Source organism: Rothia santali (genome assembly GCF_024199905.1).
GTDB lineage: Bacteria > Actinomycetota > Actinomycetes > Actinomycetales > Micrococcaceae > Rothia > Rothia santali.
Map to the genome: position 1 here is coordinate 24,952 of NZ_JANAFB010000025.1, position 23,176 is coordinate 48,127.

A 23,176-nucleotide genomic window follows, 5' to 3' on the forward strand; every position below is an offset into this window, starting at 1 on the left:
GCCGGGCGGACTGGCAGGTCCACCCGGCACGACTTCGACGAAGAAGGACACTCACACGTGGACCTGTTTGAATACCAGGCGCGCGATCTCTTCGAGAAGCACGGGGTTCCCGTACTTCAGGGGATCGTTGCCGAAACTCCCGAAGAGGCCAAGGCCGCCGCTGAGAAGATCGGCGGGGTCACCGTCGTCAAGGCCCAGGTCAAGGTGGGCGGTCGCGGCAAGGCCGGCGGCGTCAAGGTCGCGAAGACCGCGGACGAGGCCTACGAATACGCGTCCCAGATCCTCGGGATGGACATCAAGGGCCACACCGTCCACCGCGTCATGATCGCCCAGGGCGCGGACATCGCCGAGGAGTACTACTTCTCGCTCCTGCTGGACCGCGCCAACCGCTCCTACCTCGCCATGTGCTCCGTCGAGGGCGGCATGGAGATCGAGCAGCTGGCCGAGGAGCGCCCGGAGGCGCTCGCCCGCATCGAGGTCGACCCCGCCGCGGGTCTGACCGCCGAGAAGGCCGCCGAGATCGTCGAGGCCGCCGGGTTCCCCGAGAACCTGCGCCAGGCCGTGGCCGACACCCTCGTGAAGCTGGGCGAGGTCTACGAGAAGGAGGACGCCACCCTGGTGGAGGTCAACCCGCTCGTTAAGACCGGCGACGGCCAGATCCTCGCCCTCGACGGCAAGGTCTCCCTGGACGAGAACGCCGAGTTCCGCCACGAGGACCACGCCGCGCTCGAGGACAAGGCCGCGACCGACCCCCTCGAGGCCAAGGCCAAGGAGAACGACCTCAACTACGTCAAGCTCGACGGCGAGGTCGGGATCATCGGCAACGGCGCCGGCCTGGTCATGTCGACCCTCGACGTCGTCGCGTACGCCGGCGAGAAGCACGGCGACGTGAAGCCCGCCAACTTCCTCGACATCGGCGGCGGCGCCTCGGCCGAGGTGATGGCCAACGGCCTCGACGTCATTCTGGGCGACGAGCAGGTCAAGTCCGTGTTCGTCAACGTCTTCGGCGGCATCACCGCGTGCGACGCCGTGGCCAACGGCATCGTCAAGGCCCTCGAGATCCTCGGCGACCACGCCACCAAGCCGCTGGTCGTCCGCCTGGACGGCAACAACGTGGAGGAGGGCCGCCGCATCCTGCAGGAGGCCAACCACCCGCTGGTCACCCAGGCCGAGACCATGGACACCGGCGCCGACAAGGCCGCCGAGCTGGCCCACCAGGCCGCCTGAGCGCCGCCCTAAGAGAAGAAGAGATTCAGAGGAAAACATGTCGATCTTTTTGAACAAGGACTCCAAGGTCATCGTTCAGGGCATCACCGGCGGCGAGGGCACCAAGCACACGGCGCGCATGCTGGCCGCGGGCACCCAGGTCCTGGGCGGCGTGAACGCCCGCAAGGCCGGGACCACCGTGTCCCACCAGCGCCAGGACGGCTCCGACGTCGAGCTGCCCGTCTTCGGCACCGTCGAGGAGGCGGTCCGCGAGACCGGCGCCGACGTCTCGATCGTCTTCGTCCCGCCGGCCTTCACCAAGGCCGCCGTGATCGAGGCCATCGACGCCGAGGTCCCGCTCGTCGTCGTCATCACCGAGGGCATCCCGGTCCAGGACTCGGCCGAGTTCTGGGCGCACGCGAAGTCCAAGGTCGGCGCCGACGGCAAGCCCACCACCCGCATCATCGGGCCGAACTGCCCGGGCATCATCACCCCCGGCGAGTCGCTGGTGGGCATCACGCCCGCCAACATCACCGGCAAGGGCAAGATCGGGCTGGTCTCCAAGTCCGGCACCCTGACCTACCAGATGATGTTCGAGCTGCGCGACATCGGGTTCTCCACCGCCATCGGCATCGGCGGCGACCCGGTCATCGGGACCACCCACATCGACGCCCTCGAGGCGTTCGAGGCGGACCCCGAGACCGAGGCCATCGTGATGATCGGCGAGATCGGCGGCGACGCCGAGGAGCGCGCCGCGGAGTTCATCAAGGCCAACGTCACCAAGCCCGTCGTGGGCTACGTGGCCGGCTTCACCGCTCCCGAGGGCAAGACCATGGGCCACGCCGGCGCCATCGTCTCCGGCTCCTCCGGGACCGCCGAGGCGAAGAAGGAGGCCCTCGAGGCCGCCGGCGTCAAGGTGGGCAAGACTCCCTCGGAGTCGGCCCAGCTGATGCGCGAGATCTTCGCCGCCAAGTAGGCCGCGCGTTCCCGCCGTCCGCGCGACGGCGGGGACCGTGCCCGCGTGAAGGGCCCGCCCGCACCCCTCGGGGTGACGGACGGGCCCTTCTGCGTGCCCGGGGCCCGGCGGCGTCAGGCGGTCGCGACCCCGAAGAGGAGGCCCAGCAGGTAGGTGGCCCCCGCGGCCCCGTAGCCGATGAGCAGCTGCCGGAACCCGCGCCGGAGCGGGGACGCCCCCGAGAGCAGACCCACGACGGCGCCCGTGCCGAGCAGCGCGATCCCCACCAGGACCAGCGAGATCACCATGGCCACCCACTCGGTGATCCCGAGCATGTAGGGCAGAATCGGGATGATGGCCCCGGAGGCGAAGAAGCAGAAGCTCGACGCCGCGGCGCCCAGGTCGGTGCCCAGCGCGACGTTCTCCGCGCCCTCCTCCGCGGCGTCGTCCTCCGGCTCGTCCCGGTGGGAGCGCGAGGGGTCGCAGTCGCACTCGAAGTACCCGAAGCGCTCCTGGGCGCGGTGCTTCGCCGCGTCCTCGTCCATGCCCCGGGCGCGGTAGAGCAGCTCGAGCTCGTTGGCGTCGATGTCGAGGTCCGGGGCCACCGAGAGCGTGACCTGCGTCGGGCGGGAGGCGTCCAGCAGCTCCCGCTGCGAGCGGACGGAGACGAACTCGCCCGCGCCCATGCTGAGGGCGCCCGCCAGCAGGCCCGCGATGCCGCTGAGCAGCACCATCTGCGCGGACGCGCCCGAGGCGCCGATGCCCATGATCAGCGCGACGTTGGAGACCAGCCCGTCGTTGGCGCCGAACACCGCGGCGCGGAAGTTGCCGGACAGCTTCTCCCGCCCGTTGGTGGCCAGCGCCCGCACGATCTCCTCGTGCACGGCCTCGTCGGCGGCCATGGCGTCCGTGGCGTCCGGGTCCTCGGCGTAGGGGGAGCGCCCCTCGGCCCGCTGCGCCAGGGCGAGGACGAAGACGGTGCCGAAGTGCCGCGCCATGAAGCGCAGCAGCACCGAGGTGGGGGAGGGGCGGGGGCTCGGCTCGGCGTGCGCCCCCAGCATCTTCTGCCAGTGCGCGCGGTGGCGGCCCTCGGCCTCGGCCATCTCCCGCAGGATCTCCGACTCGCGGCCGGTGGAGCGCTCGGAGAGCTCCCGGTACAGCTCGGCCTCGGCGATCTCGTCGGCGAGGTAGCCGCGCCAGCGGCGGATCTGGGATCGGCTGGGGTCCAGGGCGCGGATCTGCGCCGTGGTGGGGCGGGGCGGGGGCGCGCTCGGGGTTCGGTCCATGTCGGTCTCGCTTCCGGGCCGGACCGCGCGGATCCGACGGAGGCGGTCGCGAGACTTCGGCCCTGTCGGCGGGTGCGGTGCACCCGTGATCGGTCATCGGGCCGAAGGTCTCGTTCGCCCGGCCGCGTGAGCGTGCCGGGTGGGGCGCCGGGACTCGAGTCCAGCATGTCGACGCACCGCCTGGGAGGGCACTGAGGCCCTCGCGTGGGAACTACTCCCCTTCGTCGCCACCGATTCTACCCGGGGGCGACGCCGGATCGCCAGCCTCAGGCGTGGCGTTCGCCACGGTCACGCCGCAGCAGCGGAAGGGCGACCGCGCTGCCGACCACCACGAGCGCCCCGCAGAAGGCCCCGGTCAGCGGCCACCCGCCGGCCTCGTAGAAGAAGCCCCCCCCGCCACCCGATCAGCGCCGAGCCCAGGTAGTAGAACACGTTGTACAGGGCGGTGCCCTGCGCCCGGGCGGCGCCGGCCAGCTGGCCGGTCCACCCCGAGGCCACCGAGTGGGCGGCGAAGAAGCCCATGGTGAGCAGGACGATCCCGGTCAGGACCCACCCGAAGGGGTCCAGCACGGTCAGCCCGAGGCCCAGCAGCATCACGAGGATCCCGAGCACCGTGACCCGCAGCTGCCCCCACCGGGCGACGAGCCGCCCCGCGGCGGTCGAGGTGAAGGTGCCCGAGAGGTAAGCGAGGAAGATCAGCGCGATCGCGCCCTGCGAGAGCAGGTACGGGGGCGCCTCCAGCTTGAAGGAGACGTAGTTGTAGACCGTGACGAAGGCGCCCATGAGGATGAAGGCGAGCAGGAAGAGGCTGAGCATCCTCGGGTTGCGGAGGTGCCCCGCGACGCGGCTCGCGGTCTGCCGCAGCGCGCCCCGGGCCGGCGAGGGCGTGAAGCGCCGGGCGCGCGGCACCAGGACGACGAAGGCCACCGCGGCGGCGGCCCCCACGACCGAGACGCCGGTCAGCGCGATCCTCCAGTCGCCGCTCGCCTGCGCGAGGGGCCCGGCGATCAGCCGCCCGGACAGGCCGCCGATCGTGGTGCCCGAGACGTACAGGCCCGTGGCGATCCCCGCGTGCAGGGCGTGCGTCTCCTCGGCGATGTAGGCGACGGCGACGCCGGCCATCCCGGCCAGCGCGGCGCCCTGGACGAAGCGCAGCAGCAGGAGCACGCCGTACTGGGGGACCCACGGTATGAGCAGCCCGAGCACGGTCGCCGCGCACACCGCCGCGATCATGGTGGGGACCTTGCCCCAGCGGTCGGCGACGTAGGTCCACGGGAGGGCGAACAGGGCGAGCCCGAGAGTCCCGGCCGAGACCATGAGCGCACCCGAGGCGGCGTCGACCCCCAGGGCGTCGGAGATCGAGGGGAGGACCGGCTGGGGCGCGTAGAGCTGCGCGAAGGTCGCGACCCCGGCGCAGAACATCGCGACGAGCATCCGGGTGAATCCCGGGGTGCCGCGTCGGTGGCCCCGCCACGCCTCGTCGTCGGACCGCTCGCCGCCGGTAGCCCCCGTCACTCGTTCGATGCCCCTTCTGCCCCGTGTTCCCGCGGGCCCGGTCAGGCCCGCCCCACCACCCTACGCCTTCGTGGAGCGGCCCGCGCCGCGGGCGGGGGGATCGGGGAGGGAGGGCGCGGCCTGGGGCGCCGTCGAGATGACGCCCGAGCCCCAGCGGAAGCGGTACGGGTCGGGGCAGCCGCGGCCGTACCGCAGGCCCCCGACGACGGCCTCGAGCGCCTCGTCCATGCTCAGCCGCGCCCGGGCCCAGTTGGGCTGCTCCTCCGTGGGCTGCTCCCACCCGGTCTCGACCAGGTAGTCCTCGTCGATGGGCCAGGCGATCGCGGGGAGGTAGTCCTCCGAGACCAGCAGGACCCCGACGCCGCCCGGCCCGGTGAGGGCCTGCGCGTACGGGAAGTCCCCGCCGGTGTTGCCCGTCTCGTACTCCACGGTGAGGACGTGGTTCCAGGGCAGCGAGGTCAGGGCGGAGCGGAGCTCCTCGGCCAGGTCGTCCCAGGCCGACTCGTCGCCGATGGCCTCCTCCCGGACGTGCTCGACGACGCCGATGCCGCGGTCGGTCCAGCGCTGCGGGGACCACGAGCCGGAGGCGCCCTCCTCCGTGCGCTCCTCGGCCGCGCCCCAGGGCCCGAGCCAGCGGTCGCGGCGGGCGTCGCCGGGCACGGCGTCGCCCGCCTCGATGAGCTCGCGCCCGCGGGAGAGGGCACCGAGCCACGAGCCGTAGCGGTGCCGGACCGCGGCGAGGGAGGGGCGCTCGCCGCCCTCGGCCATGCTGGCCCAGCGCCCGTAGAAGATCGCCTGCGGCTGGCGGTCGGTGCGGACGCAGTGGGCGAGGAAGTCCGCGATGATGGCGCGGAAGCGGGTCTCGGAGAACTCGCGGGCCGGCTCGATCTCCCGGCTCAGGGGGCGCAGCCCGGCCGCGAGCAGCGCCCGGTCCCACGAGCCATCGCCGAGCAGGGCGGCCACGTTCTGCGCCGTCGGGGGCCACGCGGCGATGCCCAGGCGCCGGACCGACTCCGGCGGCTCGAGTCGGAAGTCGCTGTACTCGGCGCGGGTCAGGCTCGTGTGGGGGTACTGCGTCAGGAAGCGCAGGGTGGCGCCGATCCGGCCGTAGATCTCGGCCGCGTCGGCCGGGCTGACGCCGTTCAGGTCGAGGAAGTCGCTGACCGTCTGCAGGGTGATCGGGTCCATGTGCGTCACGGCGTACATCCGGTCGGTGCCCAGGTCGAAGAGCTCGTTGACGGCGAGCCACAGGGCGACGCCGGTCATCGTGGCCCGCGGGGACTCCTCCGAGTGGTTGACGAACGCCCAGCGGTCGTCGAACAGGGCCCGCTCGATCATCTCCCGGGACAGCTCCGGGTAGAGGCTGCGGAGGCGGAAGCGCGCCTGGCGGCGCGTCCAGTCACCCTGGACCAGCGCGTCGAAGAGGTGACCGTGGGATGCGACGAACTCCCGGTACTCCTCTAAAGATGACTCGTCCATGCACCCTTCATTCCCCAGGTCGGTCGGCGGACTGCGGTGACTCGAGGCCGATCGACGGCGTCAGCCGTTCGCGGCGGGCCGGATGATAGGTCCGAGACTAGGTCGGTTCCACCGCGCTGCCAAGAGACTCGCCCGATGTTACTCGATGCAACGCAAGCGCGCACCCGTACCCGACCGTAGCGCGAACGCGGTGTGCGCCGGCTCCCCGGAGACGGGTGCGGGAGCACGACGACGGCCCCGGGCGCCGGCCTCGCGGGCCGGCTCCCGGGGCCGGTCGGTGGGGAAACGCGGGTCAGGCGCCCTTCTCCGGGTTGGGGCCGATCCGTCCGCCCCGCTGGGTCAGGGAGTCGATGGAGCGGACCTCGTCGGGGGTGAGCTCGACGTCCAGGGCGCCGTAGTTCTCGACGATGCGCTCCGGGGTCACCGACTTGGGGATCACGATGTTCCCGTGCGCCAGGTGCCAGGCGATGACGACCTGCCCCGGGGTCGCGTCGTGGCGCTCGGCGATGTCGGCGATGATCTGCTCCTGCAGGACCTTGCCGCCCTGCCCGAGGGGCGACCAGGCCTCGGTCTTGATCCCGAGCTCCTCGTTCACCGCGCGCATGTGCTCCTGGTTGAAGTGCGGGTGCAGCTCGATCTGGTGGACCGCGGGGGTCACGCCGGTCTCGGCGACGATCTCGCGCAGCTCCTTCTCGCCGAAGTTGGACACGCCGATCGAGACGACCTTGCCCTGGCGCTGCAGCTCCACGAGCGCCTTCCACGAGTCGAGGTAGGTGCCCTGGGAGGGCTGGGCCCAGTGGATGAGGTAGAGGTCCACCGGCTTGCGCAGGCGCAGCCGCTCGGCCGAGGCGTCGAAGGCCTCGATCGCCGACTCGTAGCCCTGGTCCTCGTTCCACAGCTTGGTCGTCACGTAGACGTCCGCGACGTCGACCGCCGAGTTCTTGATCGCGCGGCCGACGCCGTCCTCGTTGCCGTACGCCTTGGCGGTGTCGACGTGCCGGTAGCCGGCCTCGAGGGCCTGGCCGACGACGTCCTCGGCGGTGTCGTCGTCCACCTGCCACACCCCGTAGCCGAGCTGCGGGATGGCGGTGCCGTCGTTGAGAGTGGTCATCGGTGATGCGGTCATCGTGATCCTTCCTGAATCGCTGGGATCGGCGGGCGGGCGGCGGGCCGCCCGCGGCCGCGGTTCCCCGTCCCTTCCGAGTCGGCCCCGGCGGGGCGGCCGCGTCGAGGCCCCACGCCCCGCGGGCGTTCCGCGCTCGGCGGATTCAGCCCGCGGCACAGGGCGCGGCCCGGCCGGTCGAGCCCGGCTCAGGCGTCCTCGGCAATCAGCTCCGCGGCGCGCTCGCCGATCATGAAGCAGGTGATGTTCGGGTTCACCGTGGTGATCTCGGGCATCACGGAGGCATCGGCGACCCGGAGGCCGGTGACCCCCTTCACCCGGAGCCGGGAGTCGAGGGGGGAGAGGGCGTCGTCGTCCGCGCCCATGCGCACCGTGCCCACCGGGTGGTAGACGGTGTTGTGGGTCTCGCGCACGTAGTCGGCCAGCTCCTCGTCGCTCTGGAGGTCCTGGCCGGGGAACTGCTCGGCGCCGCGCCACTCGGCCAGGGCGGGCTGCTCCGCGATGCGGCGGGCGGTGCGGATGCCCTCGATCATGACCTTCATGTCGTAGCCCTCCTCGTCGGTGAAGTACCGGGGGTCCACCTTGGGCTTGTCCCGGAAGTCCAGCGAGCGCAGGCGCACGGTCCCGCGGGAACGGGCGTGCGGGACGTTGGGCGTCAGGCAGAAGACGTTCTCCGAGCTGGGGAAGCCGCGGCGGAGGGTGTGCATGTCGAAGTTGACCGAGCCGTAGTGCATCATGAAGTTCGGCCGGCCGGGCAGCTCGTCGTCGAAACCGGCGTCGACGCTGGTGAAGATGCCGATCTCCCACCACTGCGTCGAGTCCTGCACCATGGGCTTCCTCGCCTCCCACTGGATCACGGCCTCGGGGTGGTCCTGCAGGTGGGAGCCGACGCCGGGGGAGTCGACCGCCGTGACGACGCCGACCTCCTCGAGGTGCTCCCGCGGGCCGATCCCGGAGAGCATCAGCAGCTTGGGCGTGTCCACGGCGCCGGCCGAGAGCACGATCTCCCGCCGCGCGGTCAGCGTCCGCGGCGAGCCGAAGGCGTTGTCCACGATCTCGACGCCGGTCGCGCGCAGCCCTTCGTCCAGCAGGACCCGCTTGACCTGGGCCCCGGTGATCAGGTGGAAGTTCTCCCGGTCCCTGATCGGGTGGACGTAGGACACGGACGACGACGCCCGGGTCCCGTCCGCCTGCCGGTTGATCTGGAAGAAGCTCGCCCCGTTGGTCACGGTCTCCCCGGCGTTGAAGCGCGCGCGGGGGATCCCGGCCTGCTCGCACGCGTCGAGCAGGGCATTGCCGCACGGGTCCTTCGGGGGGATGTTCATCAGGTGCACCGGGCCGGAGTCGCCGTGGTGCTCGCCCCCGGGGGTGCCGGCGTCCTCGTTGGTCTCCAGCTGGCGGTACAGGCGGAACGCGTTCTCGGCGTTCCAGCCCGCGGCGCCGTGCACCGACTCCCACTCGTCCAGGTCCTCGGCCGGGGCCCAGAAGGCGATGCACGAGTTGTGGGAGGAGCACCCGCCCATGACCTTGGCGCGGGCCATGCGCATGAACGAGTTGCCGTTCTCCTGGGGCTCGATCTGGTAGTCCCAGTCGTACCCGGACTCCAGCAGCTCCATCCAGCGGTTGAGCTGCAGCACCTCGTCGATGCCGGCGTCGTCGGGACCGGCCTCGACCAGGGCCACCTGGGCCTCCGGGTCCTTCTCCGAGAGCCGGGCCGCCGCGGCCGCCCCGGAGGATCCTCCGCCGACCACGATGTAGTCGAATTCCTGGTTCTCTGCCATGCTGCGTTCCTTTCCCCGGTCCTCAGCGCTCGTCGCTGAACCAGCCGGTCACGGCCGGAGCGGTGTTGTGGTAGATGTGCTTGGTCTCGGTGTACTCGGCGAGCCCGTCCAGGCCGAGCTCCCGGCCGGTGCCCGACTGCTTCATGCCGCCCCACTCCGCCTGGGGCAGGTAGGGGTGGAAGTCGTTGATCCAGATCGTGCCGTGGCGCAGGCGCGAGGCCACGCGCTCGGCGCGCCCCGCGTCCCCGGTCCACACGGCGCCGGCCAACCCGTAGAAGGTGTCGTTGGCGGTGGCCACGGCCTCGTCTTCGGTGGTGAAGGTCTCGACGGTGACGACGGGGCCGAACGCCTCGTCGACCACCAGGCTCATGCCCCGCTCGACGCGGTCGATCACGGTCGGCAGGTAGTAGTGGCCCTGCTCGAGGTCGCCGGTGCCCCACTCGCCGCCGCAGCGCACGCGGGCGCCCTCCGCGACGCCGGCCCGGACGTAGTCGGTGACCTTCTGCCGGTGCTCGGCGGAGATCAGCGGACCCGATTCGGCCCGCTCGTCGAAGGGCCCGCCCAGGCGGATGTTCCGCGCCCGGCGGACGAGCTCGTCGGTGAAGCGCTCGGCGATCGACTCCTCGACGACGATCCGGGCGCCGGCCGAGCACACCTGGCCCGAGTGGACGAAGGCGCCGTTGAGGGCGTTGTCCACGGCGGCGTCGAAGTCGGCGTCGGCGAAGATCACGTTGGGGTTCTTGCCGCCCAGCTCCAGCGCGACCTTCTTGACGGTCGCCGCGGCAGCCGCCGCGATCTTGTGGCCGGTGACCAGGCCGCCGGTGAAGGAGACCATGTCGACGTCGGGGTGGGAGGACAGCGGCGCGCCGGCCTCGGCGCCGGCACCCAGGACCAGGTTGGCGACGCCGGCCGGCAGGCCCAGCTCGTCCAGGACGTCCAGGAGCAGGATCGCGGTGTGCGGGGTCAGCTCGGCGGGCTTGAGGACGAAGGTGTTCCCCGCGGCCAGCGCGGGGGCGACCTTCCAGGCCACCTGGAGCAGGGGGTAGTTCCAGGGCGTGATCATGCCGCAGACGCCCACGGGCTCGGTGACGATCTTGGAGACCACGGCGGGGTCCCCGGCGTCGACGACGCGCCCCGCGTCCTGCCCGGCCATCTTGCCGTAGTACTGGAAGCAGCTGGCGATGTCGTCCATGTCGATCCGGGACTCGACCAGGCGCTTGCCGGTGTCCAGCGACTCGGCGCGGGCGAACTCCTCCTGCCGCTCGCGGAGCCGGGCGGCCACGCGGAGCAGGAAGTCACCGCGCTCGGGAGCGCTCGCGGACCAGGCGCCGGAGTCGAACGCGCGGCGGGCGGCGGCGATGGCGGCCTCGGTGTCGGCGGCGGTCGCCTCGGCCACCACGCCCACCTCGGCGCCGTCCGCGGGGCAGTGGATCGTGCGGGTGCCGCCCTGCCGGGCCGGAACCCAGCTGCCGTCGATGAAGAGGGTCTCGCTCATGGTGTTCCTTTCGTCGTGTCCTGTGCTGTCGGGCTGGGCTCGTCCGACGTCGCGCCCTCGGGCTCATCGCGCCGGCCCTCCGCCTCGGCCCCGCCGAAGTCCGCGGACCAGTCCGTGATCGCCGGCGCGGTCCCGATCACCGCCGTGGCGCCGGTTTCCGGGCGCCCGCCGCTGAGCCGGATGAACTCGAGGTGCCGCTCGTGGTTGTCGAGCACGTCGTGGATCAGCTGCTCCTTGGTGTAACCGTAGACGTCGTAACCGCGGGACCCGGTGAGGGCGAAGGGCTCGAGCCGGTAGTAGTGCTCCCGCTCCCGCTGCGGGGCCAGCAGGTAGTGCGGGGTGGGGCAGGCCACCGGATAGACCTGGTAGATGAAGTCCTGCTCGCCCTCCATGTGCTCCACCAGGGAGGCGTAGGGCAGCCCGGTGGCGGGGTCGACGCCGTCCTCCGCCGCGGCGTCGACCCCGCCGCGCGCATCTCCTCGGCCACCTCGCGGAACGCGGGTCCGACGACGGACTCGACGTACCGGCCCGCCGCCCGCGCCCCGGGGTAGGAGACCGTGCGGGTGAGCCGCTGCCGCCAGGAGCGGGTGCGCGCCGAGGGCTCGATGGCGGCGGCGCGGTCGGCGGCGCGGACCCCGGCCCAGGCGGCCCGGCTCGCATCGGCCTGCGCGCCCTCGACCCGCAGGGCGCGCCACAGCCCGAACATGATCAGGTACAGCACGAGCGCGAAGGGCAGCCCGAAGATGATGGTGGCCGACTGCAGCGTCGCGACGCCGCCGATCGAGAGCATCGCCAGGGTCAGGGCGCCGGTCGCGGCCGCCCAGAAGATCCGCATCCAGTTGGGACCGTCCTGCTGCGGGTCCTCGAGGTGCGAGCAGAAGTTGGACATGACGAGGGCGCCCGAGTCGGCGCTGGTCACGTAGAACAGCAAGCCCGTGAAGGTCGCGATCGCGACCGCCGCGATCGCTCCGGGGTACTGCGCCAGCAGGGTGTAGAAGGCCTCCTCCTGGCCGTTCATGACCGTCTGCCCGAAGCCGTCGTCGCCCTGCTCGTGGATGATGCCCAGCGCCGAGTTCCCGAAGATGGAGATCCACAGGAGGATGAAGGCGAAGGGGATCGTCAGGACGCCGAGCACGAACTGCCGGATGGTGCGCCCGCGGGAGATCCGGGCGAGGAACAGCCCCACGAACGGGGACCAGGCGACCCACCAGGCCCAGAAGAACAGGGTCCAGTCGCTCATCCACTGGTCCGGGTGGTCGAAGGCCATGGCGTCCATGGTCAGGCCGGGGAAGCCGCTCAGGTAGTCGCCGAGGTTGGTGACGATGCCGTTGAGCAGGAACTCGGTGCGCCCGAACACCAGGACGTAGAGCATGAGCCCGATCGCGAGCAGGACGTTGAGCTCCGAGAGGCGGCGGATCCCCTTGTCCACGCCGGACACGGCCGAGACGACCGCGAGCAGCACCGACAGCCCGATCAGGGCCGCCTGGACGCCGAGGCCCTGCGGCAGCCCGAACAGGAACCCGAGGCCGAAGTTGATCATGACGACGCCGATCCCCAGCGACGTCGCGACCCCGAAGATCGTGCCCAGCATCGCCGCGATGTCCACGGCGTCCCCGGTACGCCCCTTGATGCGCCGGCCGATGATCGGATAGAGGGCCGAGCGGATCGACAGAGGCAGGTTGAAGCGGTAGGCGAAGTAGCCGAAGGCCAGGCCCATCAGGGCGTACATGGCCCAGCCCGTCAGGCCGTAGTGGAACAGCGTCCAGACCACCGCCTGGCGGGCGGCCTCCGCGGACTCGCCGCCGCCCTGCGGCGGGGCGTAGTACTGCGTCACGGGCTCCAGCACGGAGAAGAACATCAGGTCCACGCCGATGCCCGCCGCGAAGAGCATCGAGGCCCACGAGAAGAGCGGGAACTGCGGGCGGAAGTGGTCCGGCCCCAGCCGGGTCCGTCCCTGCCGCCCGAAGGCGACGACCAGCACGAAGACGATCACCACGGTCCCCGTGAGGATGTAGAACCAGCCCATGTTGGCCGCGACCCAGGAGACGACGGCGCCGAGGGCAGCCTGCGCGGTCTCCGGCGCGAGGGCCGCCCACCCGGTGATGGCCAGGATGCCCACCGCGGTGCCCCCGAACACGGTCCAGTTGGTCCGGATGCGCCGGGAGCCCGGATGCGCAGGCCGCTCCTCGTCCGTCGCGGGGGAGCGCCCGGGGTCCTCGGGCGGATGCCGATCCGTGCCGGTCGTCGATTGCGCCATGTCCTGCACCCCTCGTCTCGCGGTCGTCAGCGAACTGAGGATCAGTCTGCTGATCTTTTCGTCAGCGAGCTTAGCAAAGGGCCGGGGGCCCGGCGGGGCGGGAGGCGTGTGATCTCCGACGCCGTCGCTCAGCCCTCCAGGAGCCCCCGGATGTCCTCCGCGGCGAGGCCCGAGGAGAAGACGCTGCCGTCGTCGAGCACGGCGTCGAACAGCGCGGACTTGGAGTCCTTGAGCTCCATGACCTTCTCCTCGATGGTCCCCGCGGAGACCAGCCGGTAGACCATGACGTTGCGCCGCTGCCCGATCCGGTGCGCCCGGTCCACGGCCTGCTCCTCGACCGCAGGGTTCCACCAGGGGTCCATGAGGAAGCAGTAGTCGGCCGCGGTGAGGTTCAGCCCGAAGCCGCCGGCCTTGAGGCTGATGAGGAAGAGCGGGGCCTCGCCGTCCTCGAAGGCGCGCAGGACCTTGGCGCGGTCCCGAGTCGAGCCGTCGAGGTAGACGTAGGGGAGGCCGTCGGCGTCGAGCGCGTCGCCGATCTGGCGCAGGAAGGTCGTGAACTGGCTGAAGATCAGGGCCCGGTGGCCGTCCGCGATGATCTCGGGCAGCTGCTCGCGCAGGTACTCGACCTTGGCCGAGGCGACGTGGCCGTGCTCCGCGTCCACCAGCCCGGCCGCGAGCGAGAGCCGCCGCAGCATTGTCAGCGACTGGAAGATCGTGAAGCGGTTCTGGTCCATGTCCTGCAGCAGCCCGAGGATCTTCTGGCGCTCGCGCTGCAGACGCGTGTCGTAGATCCGGCGGTGCTCGTCCGTCAGCGCCAGCTCGATCCGGTGCTCCTGCTTCTCGGGGAGGTCCGCGGCGACCAGCTCCTTGGTCCGGCGCAGCATCAGCGGCTTGATCCGCTGCCGCAGCCGGGGCAGGGCCTTCGGGTCCTCCCCGCTGGCGATCGGCTTGGCGTAGGCGTCCCGGAACGTCCGGGCGGAGGGGAACAGGCCCGGCGCCACGATCGAGAACATCGCCCACAGCTCCATGAGGTCGTTCTCCATGGGCGTGCCGGTCACGGCGACCTTGAATCCGGCGCGCAGGTCCCGCGCGATCCGGTGGGCCTTGGTGCGCGGGTTCTTGAGGAACTGCGCCTCGTCCAGGATCAGCCCGGTGAACTCCGTCTCGCGGTACCCGTGCTCGTCCAGGCGGAACAGGGCGTAGGAGGTCACGACGACGTCGGCTCCTTCGATCCGCTCCCCGACGCTGCGGCCCGACTTGGCCGTCGAGGTGTCGAGCACCGCGACCGAGAGGTGGGCGGCGAACCGCTCGATCTCGCGGGCCCAGTTGGGCACCACGGAGGTCGGCGCGACGACGAGGAAGCGGGGCCGCGCGCCGGGCCCGGGCTCCCCGGACCCGTCCGGGCCGCCCTCGGACGCCCCGCTGCGCTCGCCGGCCGCGGGGCTCGTCCCGCCCTCGCCGGCCGCGCCCTCCTCGTGCCGCTCGAAGGCGCGCGCCATCACCGCGATCGTCTGCAGCGTCTTGCCCAGGCCCATGTCGTCGGCCAGGATGCCGCCCAGGCCGTGGTCGAGGAGGAAGGACAGCCAGCGGTAGCCCTCCAGCTGATAGGGCCTCAGCTCGGCGGTCAGGTTGCGGGGCAGGGGCGGGGTCGGCACCTCCTCGAGCGCGAGCAGGGCGCCCACGGTCTCCTGCCAGCGCCCGGCGGTCTCGACGTCGGTCGCGAGCTCCTCGAGGTCCTCCCACAGCCCCGCCTGGTGGCGGCTGATGCGCAGCTCCTTCGAGGAGTCGGAGATCTGCCGCGCCTCGGCGATCAGATCGCGCAGGGTCGCGAACTCGGGCCGGTCCAGCCGGAAGTAGCTGCCGTCGCCGAGCAGCAGGTGCTTCTGCCCCGAGTCCACTGCGCGGAAGATGTCGGCGAACGGGACGTACCAGTTGCCGGCCTTGATGGTCACGCCCAGGCCGAACCAGTCCCGGTCCCCGGTCGACTCGACCGAGACCGTGATCTCCGGCGCCTCGTCGAGCGAGCGGAACTGCGGCACCTCGCCCTCGACGACGACGTCGACCCCCGGCAGCCCCCGGGCCGCGGGCAGGACCCGCTCCACGAGGTCCCGGGTCTCCCAGCCGCTCACCCGCCGGCGGCCCAGCGAGGTGTCCGGGAAGGCCTGCCGGACGGTCTGCAGCACCTCGTGCTCGTGCTCGGGGTCGCGCAGCTCGCGGTGCGGGTCCGGGTGGCCCACGTGCACCGGGACGCGCACGGCCTCGGGCGCCTCGGCGCCGGGCCAGCGGATCGGCGCCGAGGGGTACTCCCAGTGCCACTCGCTGACGGCCGGGAAGACCTCTTGGCCCTCCGGGTCCCCCTCGCGGAAGTTCACGTGGAAGACCAGGCGGGGCTGCAGGACCTCGGGCAGGGACTCGGCCGCGGCGTCGTCGGCGGCGATCTCGGCGCGGCGGGCCAGCTGGGGGTAGAAGCCCTCGGCGAAGTCGGGGACCTCGGCGGCGGGCACGTCCATCGCTCCGCTGCCGATCAGGGAGAGCACCAGGGGAGAGGCCCGGCCGAGCAGGGGGACGAAGAGCAGCTCGGTGCGGTCGTCGAGCCAGGGCTCGTCCTCGGCGTCGCGGTTGAGCTCGGGGAGCGGGGAGGGGCGGGTCCGGGCCCAGTTGCCGGAGGCCTCGGCCTTCTGCTCGTACTCGCGCTGCAGGGCGTTGCCCAGGGCGAAGTAGGCCTGGGGGTGCTGCGCGCTGCCGATCGGGAAAGCGCGGTCGGCCGGCAGCCAGAGACCGCCGGGCCCGCCCCCGACGCCGTCCGGCCCGGCCGCGTCGCGGCCCCGGTCCGTGTCGCGATCCCGGCCCGCGACGTCGTCCGGCTCCGCGGCCTCGTGGCCCCGGTCCGCGGCGTCGGAGGGGAAGCTCAGGGCCGGGGTGAGGGTGAGCCCGCCGTCCCCGGCGTCGGTCAGGCGCAGGCCCAGCCTCGCCTCGGGCGCCATCGAGACGGCGGCCTGGCGGCCCTCGATCACCAGGGTCACGCCGGCGTCGGCGCTGCGCTCGAGGAGGTCCCACACCAGGGGCGAGGAGACGTAGTCGAGGACCAGCCAGTCGTGGGTCGAGGCGTAGGCGTTCTGGTCCGCGCTGACCACGGCGTAGAACTCCCGCAGCCAGTCCTCCTGCTCGGGGCGCAGGTCCGTGCGGCGGCCGGCCCTGCGGGAGAAGGCGTCCCAGGTCAGGCCGCCCTTGATCCAGCGGCCCCGGGCGCCGAGGAGGAGCGGGCGGGCGCTCAGCCGGGCGGGGGCCGGGGTCTCGGGGGAGCCCATCCCCAGCCCGTACCGGGCCGGGACCTCGATCCGCAGGTCCAGGGCCACGGGGATCTGCTGCGCGCTGGTCCGGAAGTCCATCGTCTGGGACTGCAGCGCGCGGGCCAGGTGGCGGCGCCACGAGCCCTGGACCGCGGTGGTGTTCCCGGCCCGGGCGGCCTCGGCGGGGAGCCGGGTCAGGCCGGGGACGCTCTCGCGCAGCTCGTCGATGGTGCGGCGTCGGGCGGCGTCGGCGTCCTGTTCGGGGCCCGGTGCGGGCTGGGCGCCCGACGCCGCGGCGCCCGGACGGCCGTTCCCTCCGTTCGGCGTGGCCGAGCGGAGGGGCCGGTCCTCGCCGCCCTCGCCCCAGCCGCCCTCGTGGAACCACCCGATGAGCGCGGCCATGACGTGCTTGCAGTTGGTGCCTACGGGGCACGAGCAGAAGGAGTGGAAGGGCGCCGAGTGCGGCACGCGCTCCGCCGGGAAGACCACCGACTGCGAGTAGGGGCGCACGGCGTTGCCCGCGACCTTGGCGGACAGGGTGAGGTTCTCCTCGTCGTACTCCGCCCCGAGCACCTTGCCGGCGCGGTAGTACCGCTCGCCGCGCGCGAAGGTGTTGTGTCCTGCGACCTTGAGGACCTGCGCGATGCTGACCGGGATCTGTGCAGCGGGATAGGGCATACCCTCCAATCTAGTCCCACCGGGCAGGCGGTACGGCGCGCCGTCGCCGCGCCGGTGCTTTTCACCCGCCCCCGCCTTGGGTATGCTGATCCAAGCTTCAAGAGACTCAACTGCAAAGCTCCGACTTGGTTGAGCGCCAACCCCATGTTCAAGGGTGGCTCGGATGACGAAGCGGTCTATATGCGCCGCACCTGCGGCAGACCTGACCGGTATAGGCAAGAGCACACGAAAGGAATGCGCTCGACGCGCTGATGGCCATGCCCACCACTTCCTCCTCCCCCCGTCCCGACTTCTCCGCGGCCGTCCCGGTCGCCGGCGGATACCAGGCGATGAGCATCCAGGACTACGCCCGCGTGGACTCCGCGCGGACCGAGTTCCTCAACTTCCTGCTGGCGCCCAGCGCCGCGGGCCGCCCCGTGGTCGAGATGGCGGTCGATCGCGCCGCATGACCCAGAGCTCCCAGGGGCTGCTCCTCGACGCGGACGTGCTCGCCGAGATCCGACGCACCGAGCCCAACCCGGTGATCGTCGCGTTCCTGCGCAGGCGCTCGCACCGGACCCTCTTCGTGTCGACGCTCAGCCTCGGGGAGCTCCGGGGCCTCTACCCCCACCCCGAGACGGACCGCTGGCTCGACGAGCTGGTCGAGCGGTTCGGCAGCCACGTGCTCGACGTGGGGCCCGAGGAGGCCCGCGCCTGGGCCGGGCGGGCCACCCCGGAGTCGCTCCTGCGCCGCGGCCAGCCCTCCGGGGGCACGTGGACCGGGGCGGCGGTCGAGGGGCTGATCGCCGCGACCGCGCTGGTGCACGGCCTCACGGTCGTGTCGTCGAAGGCCGAGGCGTACCGGGCCTGGGGGGTCGACGCCGCGGACCCCTGGACGGAGGCCTGAGCGGCGGCTTCCCGGCGCGCGGCGGCCCCGCCGCCGGGAGCGCGTGACGCCTCCCGCGCGGCGCGGCGTGTCAAAATTGATCTCGATATGAGAATCCCACGCCGCCCAGCCCTTCCCGCGACGCTGCCGATGCCCCTGTGGCTGCAGGCCATCGTCGAGACCGTCCTGATGACCGTCGCCTCCCTCGCCGTCGTCCTCGTCCTGCTGCTCTGCGGCTGGGCGTCGATCGGGTTCCCGGGCGGCGTCGAGCCCGTGCTCGGAGGGGCCGGGCAGCTGTGGCTCGCGGCGCACGGCGTGGGGCTGCACCTGGACGTGGCGGGCAGCGCCGGTCTGCCGGGGGTCTCCGGCGTCGCGACGCTGACGCCCCTGGGGCTCACGCTCCTGCTCCTGTTCTTCGCCCGCCGGGCGGGGTCCCGCCTCGCGCAGGCCTCGTACGAGGGGCAGTTCTGGCAGCCGGTGCTCAGCTCGGCCGTGACCTACGGCGTCCTGAGCGCGGTCGTCAGCCTCGCGACCGGCTCGCAGGAGCTGTCGACCAACGTGTTCGCGGCGGCGGTCGTCCCCGTGTGGGTGGTGCTGGCCGGCGCGGTGTGGGGCGGCCACCGGGTCTCGGGCTCCTGGCTGCGGCTGGTCGGGATCCGGCGGGAGGCCCTGGTCGAGCGCTACAACCAGTACACCCGCTGGGCCGGCGCCTACATCGCGTGCGTGCTCCGCGCGGGCTGGGTGGGGCTGCTCGGGGTCGTCGCGGGCGGCGCCCTGCTGACCGGGGCGGCGATCCTCTACCAGTGGAACGACGTCGTGGCCCTCCAGCAGGCCCTGCACGCGGGGCTGCTCGGCGACGCCGTGCTGACCCTGGTCCAGCTGGCCCTCCTCCCCAACCTCGTGCTCTTCGGCATGGCCTGGAGCCTGGGGGCGGGGTTCAGCCTGGGGGAGGGGACCGCGATCTCCCCGGCCGTGACCGACGCGGCGGGCCTGCCCGGCCTGCCCCTGCTGGGGGCCCTCCCGGCGGGCACCGGCCCCTGGTCCTTCGCGGTGCTCGCGCTGCCGGTCCTGGCCGGCGCCCTGGCCGGCTGGTGGTTCGTCCGCGCGGGGGAGAACCACCTGGACGAGTGGCTCTCGCTGAAGATCCGCTTCCGGTGGCTCTCCGCGCTGCTCTCGGGGCTGGCCCTGGCGCTGGCCGTGGGCCTGCTCGTGGGCGTCGGGACGGGGGTCCTCGCGGCGCTTTCGCGCGGCTCGCTCGGGGTGGGGCGGTTCGACGACGTCGGGCCCGACCCGCTCCTCACCGGGCTGTGGACCCTGGCCACCGTGGGCCTCGGGACGCTGATCGGTCAGGTGCTCTCGCCCCTGCTCGAACGAGAGGCCGGGGCGCGCGCGCCGGGACGTTCGGCGGGGTCGGACGGGGTGCCGGCCGAGAGGCCGAGCGGAGGGACGGCCGAGCGCACGGCCGGGGCGTCTGCCGCGGCGTCGGCGGGTGCGCCCTCCGGATCCCCGGCCGAGGACCCGTCCGTGGATCCGGGCGAGGGCCCGCTCCCGGGGCAGACCCCCGCGGAGCGGCGCCGGGCAGCGCGTCGCGAGCGTCGCGCGCTCAAGGCGGCAGCCCGCCGGGAACGGGGAGCCGAATCCGTTCCGGCTGAGTCCCCGAAGACACCCGCCGCCTCCGCAGCCGTCAGCCCCCCGTCCGCGAACCCGGAGGCTCCCGCGGCGGGGTCGCGGAACGGCGAGGATCCCTCCGGGGCTCGGCCGAGCGCGGGGGAGGGGCCTTCCAGTCCCGCCGCCGCGTCGGGAGAACGCCTCACGGCCCTCGAACGCCTGCGCGGCGCCCGCGAGCCGCGGCCCGGTTTCACCGACTCGCCGCCCGTTCCGGAGCCCGACGGCGCGGAGCCGTCGGATCGCGAGGAACCGGGTCCGGAGCCGCTCGAGCCCTGGGCCGGTCCGCGGATCGTGCCGTCGCGGGACGACGACGGCGCGCGGAACGCGGCCGGCGGGGTGGAGGGCGGCGACGCCGGAGAGCCCGCCCGCGGAGAACTCGCCGGAGGATGGGGCGGGGAGGAGCCGGGCGAGAAGGCGCCGGCGGTTCCGGTGCCGGCCGATGCCCAGCCGGACGATCCCCGCGCGGATGCTCCGGGGACCGACGAGGCGCTCGCTCGCGCCGCCGCCGGGGTCCCCGGGGACGACGACGGCCCGGAGCCGCCCCATTCCGCGCCGGACCGACAGGAGGACCCGGAGGCGCCCGAGGCCCCGTCCGCGGCGGATCCCCGCCCGGAGCCGAAGCGGGTCGTGGTGGCCCGCCCCCGGCGTCGGCGGCGGAGCTGACCCCGGAGAACGAGAGAGCCCTCCGCCGCCGGTGGAGGCGGGGGAGGGCTCAGCGGCTCCGGGGCCGCGTCCCCGAGGAGACGGGACCGCGGGTCACCCCACGCCCAGCCGGGACATGATGGAGTCGTACAGCGACTCCTGGCAGCCGCTGGCCGAGGAGATGGTCAGCGAGGTGTCCACGCACTCGCGGTACCCCTCGGTGAGGGGCCACATCGCCAGGTTCACGCCGGACACGAGCGCGAAGTAGAGGCACGAGAGCATGATGACGCTCATGAACACGTAGCCGGCCCGCCCGGACCCGGCCCGCTTGAGCGCGACCAGCGCCCCGACGCCGGTCCCCACGGCCGCGAGCAGCAGCACCACGGCCGCTCCGAGGAACCACCGCCCGCCGGAGCCGTCTCCCGCCAGGAACGTGGCCATGACGCCGGCCACCGCCAGCAGCACCGTCACGCGCGTGCGGTAGACGACGGCGTTCCCGGCCCGTTCGGCGCCCGGCTCCTCGCCGGGGCGCTGGGGGCCGTCCTGGCCGGGGCCTTCGGTCGGGCGGGTCTGCTGGCGGTCCTGGGAATCGAGCGGGGATTGCATAGGACCCGAGTCTACCGGCCGGAGGGTCCCCGGGCCCCCGGTACAGTGGGGCCCATGCGCATTGTGGTCATGGTCTCCGGCTCCGGCACCAACCTCCAGTCCATCCTCGACGCCGCGGGCGCCGGCCTGCTCGACGTCGAGATCGCCGCCGTCGGGGCCGACAAGGAGTGCCGCGGCATCGATCGCGCCCGCGCGGCCGGGCTGGAGACGTTCGTCGTCGCGCCGGGGGACCACCCGGACCGCGAGTCGTGGAACCGCGCGCTGGAGGCGCGCCTGGCCGCCCTCGCACCCGACTACATCGTCTTCGCCGGCTTCATGCGGATCGTCGACGCCCGCCTCGTCGAGCGCTTCGCCCGCCGCATCGTCAACACCCACCCCGCGCTGCTGCCGGCCTTCCCCGGCGCGCACGGGGTGCGGGACGCGCTCGCCTACGGGGTCCGGATCACCGGTGTCACGGTGCACTTCGTCGACTCCGGCGTGGACACCGGGCCGATCATCGAGCAGGCGGCCGTCCCGGTCGTGGAGGGGGACACCGAGGAGACCCTGCACGAGCGGATCAAGGTCCAGGAGCGTTCTCTCTTGGTGACCACGATTAAGCATCTCTCCGCCGCTGGCTTAGGCTGATGTGGTCACCAGCACTGACCCCCGACACACTGGAGCATCCGTGACCCTCATCGAGCTCGACCGCGTCCCCCTCAAGCGCGCCCTCATCTCCGTCTACGACAAGTCCGGGCTGCCGGACCTCGCCCGCGGCCTGCACGAGGCCGGCGTCGCCATCGTCTCGACCGGTTCCACGGCCCAGACCATCGCCGACGCCGGGGTGCCCGTCACCGAGGTCTCCAGCATCACCGACTTCCCGGAGTGCCTCGAGGGGCGCGTGAAGACGCTGCACCCGCGCATCCACGCCGGCATCCTCGCCGACCGCCGCAAGCAGGACCACATCGACCAGCTCCAGGAGCTGGGCGTGGAGCCCTTCGACCTCGTCGTCGTGAACCTCTACCCCTTCGTGGACACCGTGGCCTCCGGCGCCGGCCAGGACGCGATCATCGAGAAGATCGACATCGGCGGCCCCTCGATGGTGCGCGCCGCGGCGAAGAACCACCACGCCGTCTCGGTCGTGACGGACCCGGCCCAGTACGACGACGTCGTCGACGCCGCCCGGAGCGGGGGCTTCGACCTGGCCGCGCGCCGCCGCCTCGCCGCCGGCGCCTTCGCCCACACGGCCGCGTACGACACCGCCGTCGCGACCTGGACCCAGCAGCAGTTCCTGCAGGACCCGGACGCCAACTTCTGGCCGCCCTACGCCGGCCTCGGCTTCGAGCGCTCGGAGTCCCTGCGCTACGGCGAGAACCCGCACCAGCGCGCGGCGCTCTACGCCGACCCCGCCGCGCACCCCGGCATCGCCCAGGCCGAGCAGCTCGGCGGCAAGGCGATGTCCTACAACAACTTCGTCGACGGCGACGCCGCCCTGCGCGCCGCCTACGACTTCGACCAGCCGGCCGTGGCGGTCATCAAGCACAACAACCCGTGCGGCGTGGCGGTCGGCTCGCCCGACGCCGCGGACCCCATCGCCGACGCCCACCGCAAGGCCCACGCCTGCGACCCGCTCTCGGCCTACGGCGGCGTCATCGCGGCGAACCGCGAGGTGACCCTGGAGATGGCCGAGTCGGTCAAGCCGATCTTCACCGAGGTGATCATCGCCCCGTCCTTCGCCCCCGAGGCCCTGGAGCTGCTGCAGACCAAGAAGAACCTGCGCATCCTGGTGCTGCCCGAGGGCTTCGAGCGCGAGGAGCTGGAGTACCGCCAGGTCTCCGGCGGCGCCCTGTTCCAGGAGGCCGACCGCCTCCAGGCCGAGGGCGACGACCCCGCGCACTGGGAGCTCGTGGCCGGCGAGGCCGCCGACGACGCCACGCTCGCCGACCTCGCCTTCGCCTGGCGCGCGCTGCGCTCGGCCAAGTCCAACGCGATCCTGCTGGCCCGGGACGGCGCCGCCGTCGGCATCGGCATGGGGCAGGTCAACCGCGTGGACTCGTGCAAGCTCTCGGTCGAGCGCGCCAACACCCTCGGGGACGGCGGCGCGGAGCGGGCGCGCGGCGCGGTCGGGGCCTCCGACGCGTTCTTCCCGTTCGCGGACGGCCTGCAGGTGCTGCTCGACGCCGGCGTGCGCGCCGTCGTCCAGCCCGGCGGCTCGATCCGCGACGAGGAGGTCGTCGAGATCGACTACCCCACGTTCGAGCTGAAGGACGGCCCGGGCGTCAACCCCGCCAACGTGGGGCGCCAGCTGCCCCACGCGGCGATCCTGAAGGTCGTCACCACCAACATCTGCGGCT

At 72.8% G+C, this 23,176-nt stretch carries 16 protein-coding genes and 1 riboswitch; of the genes, 7 read left to right on the top strand and 9 right to left on the bottom strand.

Annotation, left to right across the window (positions count from 1 at the left end):
• The first annotated feature begins 57 nt into the window (after positions 1 to 57).
• Positions 58 to 1,227 carry an ADP-forming succinate--CoA ligase subunit beta gene (gene sucC, locus NBM05_RS10525; protein WP_254167090.1) on the top strand — a complete coding sequence of 390 codons (1,170 nt, stop codon included), beginning with the start codon at positions 58 to 60 and terminating at the stop codon, positions 1,225 to 1,227.
• Positions 1,228 to 1,264: 37 nt separating this feature from the next.
• Complete coding sequence (sucD, locus tag NBM05_RS10530) at positions 1,265 to 2,182, top strand: succinate--CoA ligase subunit alpha (RefSeq protein ID WP_254167092.1); 918 nt, start codon at positions 1,265 to 1,267, stop codon at positions 2,180 to 2,182.
• A gap of 113 nt (positions 2,183 to 2,295) precedes the next feature.
• Here sucD and NBM05_RS10535 read toward each other — a convergent pair whose 3' ends face one another.
• The 8 genes from NBM05_RS10535 to NBM05_RS15450 form a co-directional block, all read right to left on the bottom strand.
• Positions 2,296 to 3,447: a VIT1/CCC1 transporter family protein gene (locus NBM05_RS10535; protein WP_254167094.1), complete on the bottom strand. Its 1,152-nt coding sequence runs from the start codon at positions 3,445 to 3,447 to the stop codon at positions 2,296 to 2,298.
• 288 nt (positions 3,448 to 3,735) lie between these two features.
• Positions 3,736 to 4,962, bottom strand: coding sequence for an MFS transporter (locus tag NBM05_RS10540; RefSeq protein ID WP_254167096.1), 1,227 nt, complete (start codon positions 4,960 to 4,962; stop codon positions 3,736 to 3,738).
• A 60-nt stretch (positions 4,963 to 5,022) separates the two neighbouring features.
• Positions 5,023 to 6,441, bottom strand: a complete 1,419-nt coding sequence (locus NBM05_RS10545; protein WP_254167098.1) for a TY-Chap domain-containing protein — start codon at positions 6,439 to 6,441, stop codon at positions 5,023 to 5,025.
• 292 nt (positions 6,442 to 6,733) lie between these two features.
• The gene (locus tag NBM05_RS10550; RefSeq protein ID WP_254167100.1) at positions 6,734 to 7,567 is read right to left on the bottom strand and encodes an aldo/keto reductase; all 834 of its coding nucleotides are present in this window, start codon (positions 7,565 to 7,567) and stop codon (positions 6,734 to 6,736) included.
• Positions 7,568 to 7,752: 185 nt separating this feature from the next.
• Entirely contained in the window at positions 7,753 to 9,345 is a 1,593-nt protein-coding gene (locus NBM05_RS10555) for a GMC family oxidoreductase (RefSeq protein WP_254167101.1), read from the bottom strand.
• A gap of 22 nt (positions 9,346 to 9,367) precedes the next feature.
• Complete coding sequence (locus NBM05_RS10560) at positions 9,368 to 10,840, bottom strand: aldehyde dehydrogenase family protein (RefSeq protein WP_254167103.1); 1,473 nt, start codon at positions 10,838 to 10,840, stop codon at positions 9,368 to 9,370.
• 223 nt (positions 10,841 to 11,063) lie between these two features.
• Positions 11,064 to 13,097 carry a choline BCCT transporter BetT gene (gene betT, locus NBM05_RS10565; RefSeq protein ID WP_254167128.1) on the bottom strand — a complete coding sequence of 678 codons (2,034 nt, stop codon included), beginning with the start codon at positions 13,095 to 13,097 and terminating at the stop codon, positions 11,064 to 11,066.
• A 128-nt stretch (positions 13,098 to 13,225) separates the two neighbouring features.
• The gene (locus NBM05_RS15450; protein ID WP_302183890.1) at positions 13,226 to 17,065 is read right to left on the bottom strand and encodes a DEAD/DEAH box helicase; all 3,840 of its coding nucleotides are present in this window, start codon (positions 17,063 to 17,065) and stop codon (positions 13,226 to 13,228) included.
• Positions 17,066 to 17,160: 95 nt separating this feature from the next.
• A riboswitch (SAM riboswitch) is annotated at positions 17,161 to 17,293 on the top strand.
• A gap of 29 nt (positions 17,294 to 17,322) precedes the next feature.
• Between NBM05_RS15450 and NBM05_RS10580 the strand changes: the two genes are divergently transcribed.
• From NBM05_RS10580 to NBM05_RS10590, 3 genes are all read left to right on the top strand, one after another.
• Positions 17,323 to 17,514, top strand: a complete 192-nt coding sequence (locus NBM05_RS10580; protein ID WP_254167111.1) for a hypothetical protein — start codon at positions 17,323 to 17,325, stop codon at positions 17,512 to 17,514.
• Entirely contained in the window at positions 17,511 to 17,951 is a 441-nt protein-coding gene (locus NBM05_RS10585; RefSeq protein ID WP_254167113.1) for a PIN domain-containing protein, read from the top strand. Before NBM05_RS10580 ends, NBM05_RS10585 begins: the two co-directional genes overlap by 4 nt.
• An 87-nt stretch (positions 17,952 to 18,038) precedes the next feature.
• Positions 18,039 to 20,261, top strand: coding sequence for a cell division protein PerM (locus NBM05_RS10590; RefSeq protein WP_254167115.1), 2,223 nt, complete (start codon positions 18,039 to 18,041; stop codon positions 20,259 to 20,261).
• A gap of 93 nt (positions 20,262 to 20,354) precedes the next feature.
• Here the strand turns inward: NBM05_RS10590 and NBM05_RS10595 are convergent, their stop codons facing one another.
• Positions 20,355 to 20,846, bottom strand: coding sequence for a hypothetical protein (locus NBM05_RS10595; protein ID WP_254167117.1), 492 nt, complete (start codon positions 20,844 to 20,846; stop codon positions 20,355 to 20,357).
• Positions 20,847 to 20,900: 54 nt separating this feature from the next.
• Here NBM05_RS10595 and purN point away from each other — a divergent pair, with 54 nt between their 5' ends.
• Together purN and purH are read left to right on the top strand one after the other, a co-directional pair.
• Positions 20,901 to 21,470, top strand: a complete 570-nt coding sequence (purN, locus tag NBM05_RS10600; RefSeq protein WP_254167119.1) for a phosphoribosylglycinamide formyltransferase — start codon at positions 20,901 to 20,903, stop codon at positions 21,468 to 21,470.
• Positions 21,471 to 21,510: 40 nt separating this feature from the next.
• The coding region (gene purH / locus NBM05_RS10605; protein ID WP_254167121.1) for a bifunctional phosphoribosylaminoimidazolecarboxamide formyltransferase/IMP cyclohydrolase at positions 21,511 to 23,176 on the top strand (1,666 nt) is incomplete at its 3' end.

Excerpts from the sequence above, each read along its gene's own strand:
- sucD (WP_254167092.1), top strand. The coding sequence starts at position 1,265 with ATGTCGATCTTTTTGAACAAGGACTCCAAGGTCATCGTTCAGGGCATC.
- NBM05_RS10535 (WP_254167094.1), bottom strand. The coding sequence starts at position 3,447 with ATGGACCGAACCCCGAGCGCGCCCCCGCCCCGCCCCACCACGGCGCAG.
- NBM05_RS10545 (WP_254167098.1), bottom strand. The coding sequence starts at position 6,441 with ATGGACGAGTCATCTTTAGAGGAGTACCGGGAGTTCGTCGCATCCCAC.
- NBM05_RS10550 (WP_254167100.1), bottom strand. The coding sequence starts at position 7,567 with ATGACCGCATCACCGATGACCACTCTCAACGACGGCACCGCCATCCCG.
- NBM05_RS10555 (WP_254167101.1), bottom strand. The coding sequence starts at position 9,345 with ATGGCAGAGAACCAGGAATTCGACTACATCGTGGTCGGCGGAGGATCC.
- NBM05_RS10560 (WP_254167103.1), bottom strand. The coding sequence starts at position 10,840 with ATGAGCGAGACCCTCTTCATCGACGGCAGCTGGGTTCCGGCCCGGCAG.
- betT (WP_254167128.1), bottom strand. The coding sequence starts at position 13,097 with ATGGCGCAATCGACGACCGGCACGGATCGGCATCCGCCCGAGGACCCC.
- NBM05_RS15450 (WP_302183890.1), bottom strand. The coding sequence starts at position 17,065 with ATGCCCTATCCCGCTGCACAGATCCCGGTCAGCATCGCGCAGGTCCTC.
- NBM05_RS10580 (WP_254167111.1), top strand. The coding sequence starts at position 17,323 with ATGCCCACCACTTCCTCCTCCCCCCGTCCCGACTTCTCCGCGGCCGTC.
- NBM05_RS10585 (WP_254167113.1), top strand. The coding sequence starts at position 17,511 with ATGACCCAGAGCTCCCAGGGGCTGCTCCTCGACGCGGACGTGCTCGCC.
- NBM05_RS10590 (WP_254167115.1), top strand. The coding sequence starts at position 18,039 with ATGAGAATCCCACGCCGCCCAGCCCTTCCCGCGACGCTGCCGATGCCC.
- NBM05_RS10595 (WP_254167117.1), bottom strand. The coding sequence starts at position 20,846 with ATGCAATCCCCGCTCGATTCCCAGGACCGCCAGCAGACCCGCCCGACC.
- purN (WP_254167119.1), top strand. The coding sequence starts at position 20,901 with ATGCGCATTGTGGTCATGGTCTCCGGCTCCGGCACCAACCTCCAGTCC.